This window comes from Actinomycetota bacterium, from assembly GCA_018830725.1.
Classification (GTDB): domain Bacteria; phylum Actinomycetota; class Humimicrobiia; order JAHJRV01; family JAHJRV01; genus JAHJRV01.
Map to the genome: position 1 here is coordinate 1 of JAHJRV010000057.1, position 4,051 is coordinate 4,051.

Genomic DNA, 4,051 nt, shown 5'->3' on the forward strand with positions numbered 1-4,051 from the left:
AAAATGAAAAAAAGGCCTAAATTTATTTATGCCAATATTCCCTGTCTTTTAAGATCCTAACATTTCTAACAAAAATACCTATTATCTGATCCTTTTTCTTAGAAGGGTATTAATAGTTATACTATGTGTTCTAATTTCTGACACTTAAAATATCCTTTTGACAACATCAATTGCGGTTGTTCTTTTACTTCCAGCCTCTTTTAGCAGTTCCCTAAACTCCTCTGGCCTATAACTTAACTTTATTGTATCTTCAAAAGTATTCGGAGACCTATTATCATCTAAGATTGCATTATTAAAGTTCTTAAAATTCCAGTTAATATTTATGCTCTTTGAGAATTTATCTTTTTTATAAGTATCCCATCTTTTAACAATTCCTATTTTATTTAACTCATCTAAATATTTTAGATAGTTTTCTGTACTACTCCATTCTTTTAATTTATCACTATGGATATTTATAAAGTTCTTGTAGCTCCTGGGATAACAATATTTAATCAAATTATACATAAACCTCATTCTTGGTAAATTAGGATTAATCCTGACAATATTATCAATGTCTTTTTTAGTGATATAACCATTATGAATATTATGAGTTTCGTTTGGATAGAAATAACTAAGTTCATAATTAGTAAATATCCAGTCTACCTGCCTTTTTATCTCACCTTCAATAATTCTCCAGTTACCAGTATTAACCTTTTCAGAATAACCATTGTGCTTGGTCTTTAACCACATTAATATCATTCCTTTTACTGTCTGGGGTACCCTGTTTCCACTCCATAAATAATATGCTACATCAAATTGCGCCTGGTATCTGGAACTATTACAGGATAAACCATTCTGGTATAACTCTTTCCCTCTCTGGTATGTTCCCTTCCCTTGCGTTCCCGGTATCCTTAAATCAAGTTCTGGCTGGTGTAGTGGAACGGTTGATATATCAAAATCATCTTTTTTATTGAAAAAGTATAGATAGTCCTGCCAGGTTTCCAAATCCTCATATCCAATATCCAAACATCTCTGCTTATGTCCAAATGCCAGCCTGAAAGTTTTATTTGCCTGGGGATAGATTTCAATATTATTCTGCTGTCCAAAGGGTTTTAGTATATCCTGCGCCAGCCTTTCTGTAGGTGGTTTGCCTTTATAGGTGGGTCTTATATAAAGATGATAGCTATTAGGACTTTCACTTGAAAATAGCATACTGTTATCCTCATCCCCCCTTAACCTTTCTCTTATTCTTTCTACCTCTTCTCTGGTTACATTATCAATATCAAAAACAATATAGCCAGGATACCATTTTGCCAATACTCCAATGATATACTCCTGCTCTAAATGACCTTTAACTCGTGTGTCCGGTAATGTCCCCTTTATAGTTTGCCACCTTTTACTCCCTATCTTTTTTATTGTATATCTGGGATACGGTTGAACGAAAGTATTACGATATTCTAAATATTCCGTGTCCTTTTTTGATTTCAATTATTCCTCTTATTTCATAAAAAAATACATAACAATATACCCAATATACCTTTGAGTATTGACATAGGGGATAATAAGAGATTATAATTCGGAGTGTTAACAGGAATTAAATCTCTTGAAAGGCTTCTTAATTAGTCGTTAAGAAGTCTTTTTTTATTCCCTATTTCTACTTTATATAAAATTAAGATTCGCTAAAATAATATTATAATTTTTGAAAAGATTAATCAATAATAAACTATTGTTTTTTATCCATTATTTATCTTCTTTTTTGCCATAGTAAACTACTAAAAAATATTTCTAAGCCCTCAGATTGCATTGTAGAAATTCAAATTTTTAATCTTCAATGTTTTCTTTAATTTCTTCTAACTTCTGTTTCCCTTTTTAATGTTACAAGGGCTGCATAATAATTGGGCATTTGAGAGTACGGTCCTACCACCTTTACTCCAAGGCTCTTCATGATCCATTGTCAATTCTTCCTTGTAAAAATATTTCTTACAAATGGCACAGGGATATTTATTTTCTTTATTTGGTTTTTGTTTTTTTAAATACTCTTTTTTGTCATCACTTGAAAATAAACGCTTCTCATCAACGCTAATGTTATTTACAATCGCCTGAATAATATCTTCTATTTCTGTTGGTTTATTAGTCAATTTGGCGTCATCACTTTTCAAATATCTTTTAATACGAGAATTAATTTCATCCTTATTTTGTTTCCAAATAACTGAATCCTTAAAATATTTTCTCGCTAAATTAAAATAAATATTTAATTGACTGTATTCTTCAAATATTTCACTAACAAATTTGATATATTTGCTAATTTCTTTTTGGTCATCAGCGAAAGAATTCTTCTGATTTTTACTCACATAATCATTTATAGTTTGAGGGTCTCTTAATAAATTCTTCAATGCCATCAATAATTGTAAAATTCTGTATTGATTTTTACCGCGGCTATTAGGGCCCAAAACTTTTAACGCGTCTCTATCTTGCCCAACATAAGCAGTTAAACCTCTTAAATATTCACCATGAAAAAGACCATTTAATACTTCATAAGAAGAAAGCGGTACGCCTAAAGTATTGATTCTTCTAAATATTTCTCTTTTTAATTGTTCTTGACCTTCACAGATAATAATTGAAAGTTCAGTCTTGTTGATTAAGTCTTGAATGTTTTTGTCTGTTTGTTTCCATAATTTATCTTGATATTGAATGTCATTCTCAATAAATTTCTTAATAGCCTCTATTCTTTGTTTGCCGTCTAAAACTACTAAAATGCCATCTTTATTCTTCCAAAAATAAAAAGCTGGCAATGGGATTCCGTTAACAATACTGTCTATAACCAATACTTGTTTATCAGTGTCATAAACAATTTCTCTTTGAAGTTCTATATCGCTAATAATCTTTCCGTCTCTAAGTTGTTCATATAAATATTTGATGTTCATATTATTTGTCATTTTTAATTACTTTTTTATTTTTTATTAATATCCTTTCAAAAGGAGCCTTGAAAGGCTTACCGTCTTTTTCAATCCAAAGAGTTGCTTTATCACCTTTAAATCTTACCGTTTTTTCGACCTGAACACCTTTCCCTACAATATCAAACTGTTCTGGATTATACTTTGTTAAAAATGTGACTGGAACTCCCATCTCACCGGCATAATCATAGGGTATTTTATTTGTTTTCTCCACGTTTATACCATTGTAGTTATAATAATTTGGATAATTTTCAGGACTATAATTCTCGGTTAAAATCATCCTATCATGTCTATAGGCAACATCTAAATTTGTATACCATTTGCAAGCTCTAGGTACTGAACCTTCAGGATTTTTTGAAAGAACGAGGGTGTTATCTAATAATCGAAATCCGGATAACTGCTTCGTATAGCCAAGCCACATTTCATTGTTTTTTATATGACTAAAAACGTCCTTATAAGTTATGGCTGTGACTGGTCCGATAACTAAAAACCGCGTGTCTTTCTTAAACATTGTATCAATAAATTCTCTAAACTGACTAAATGGCGGGTTTGTTATGACTAGATCATATTTTGAGTAGTCGACATCTTGGAATCTTACTCCTTTGCCGGTAGAGGGATTATACCCGCTCGCTGAAATTGAAGTTATTTCGTAAGTGTCAGCATGAGCCACTAAAAATTTTACTAAATTACACCTAATCAAAGCTAAGTCTTTTTCTATTTTTTTCTTAGAAGCTTTTATGTCTATTCGTTTGATTGTGCCCCCAGCATCTAGTAAATTAGATGGAGCAACAAACCCTTCTTCCTTGTAAACAACTTCTTCATTATAACTTTCATCCCAATCACAAGGACATAAAATTCTTTTTCCTTTTAATTGCTCCTTAAAAAGAGAAACTTCATTGGCAATATCTTCATAAAGAGTGAAAAATTCATCATCCTTAATCTGATTTGCTTTATATAATGTTTGTTTTGTTCCCATATTTTTATTTATGCTCAATTATTTTTTGGACACATTCTGTTCAAACCTTGAGTAATCAGCGCGAAATTAAAATGCAACAATGATTGCAATAAACATGCATTTTGATTTTACAATTTTTTAGAAAATTTCAAACAAACAAATT

General features: G+C 30.8%; 3 protein-coding genes. All 3 read right to left on the reverse strand.

Features of this window, described 5'->3' with window-relative positions; all coding sequences use genetic code 11:
* Window positions 1–144: 144 nt before the first annotated feature.
* On the reverse strand, window positions 145–1,467 hold the full coding sequence (locus KKC53_02865) for a hypothetical protein (GenBank protein MBU2598106.1): 1,323 nt from the start codon (window positions 1,465–1,467) through the stop codon (window positions 145–147).
* A gap of 362 nt (window positions 1,468–1,829) precedes the next feature.
* The gene (locus tag KKC53_02870; protein ID MBU2598107.1) at window positions 1,830–2,915 is read right to left on the reverse strand and encodes a DUF262 domain-containing protein; all 1,086 of its coding nucleotides are present in this window, start codon (window positions 2,913–2,915) and stop codon (window positions 1,830–1,832) included.
* Complete coding sequence (locus KKC53_02875) at window positions 2,905–3,927, reverse strand: adenine-specific methyltransferase EcoRI family protein (GenBank protein MBU2598108.1); 1,023 nt, start codon at window positions 3,925–3,927, stop codon at window positions 2,905–2,907. Before KKC53_02875 ends, KKC53_02870 begins: the two co-directional genes overlap by 11 nt.
* Window positions 3,928–4,051: the final 124 nt, after the last annotated feature.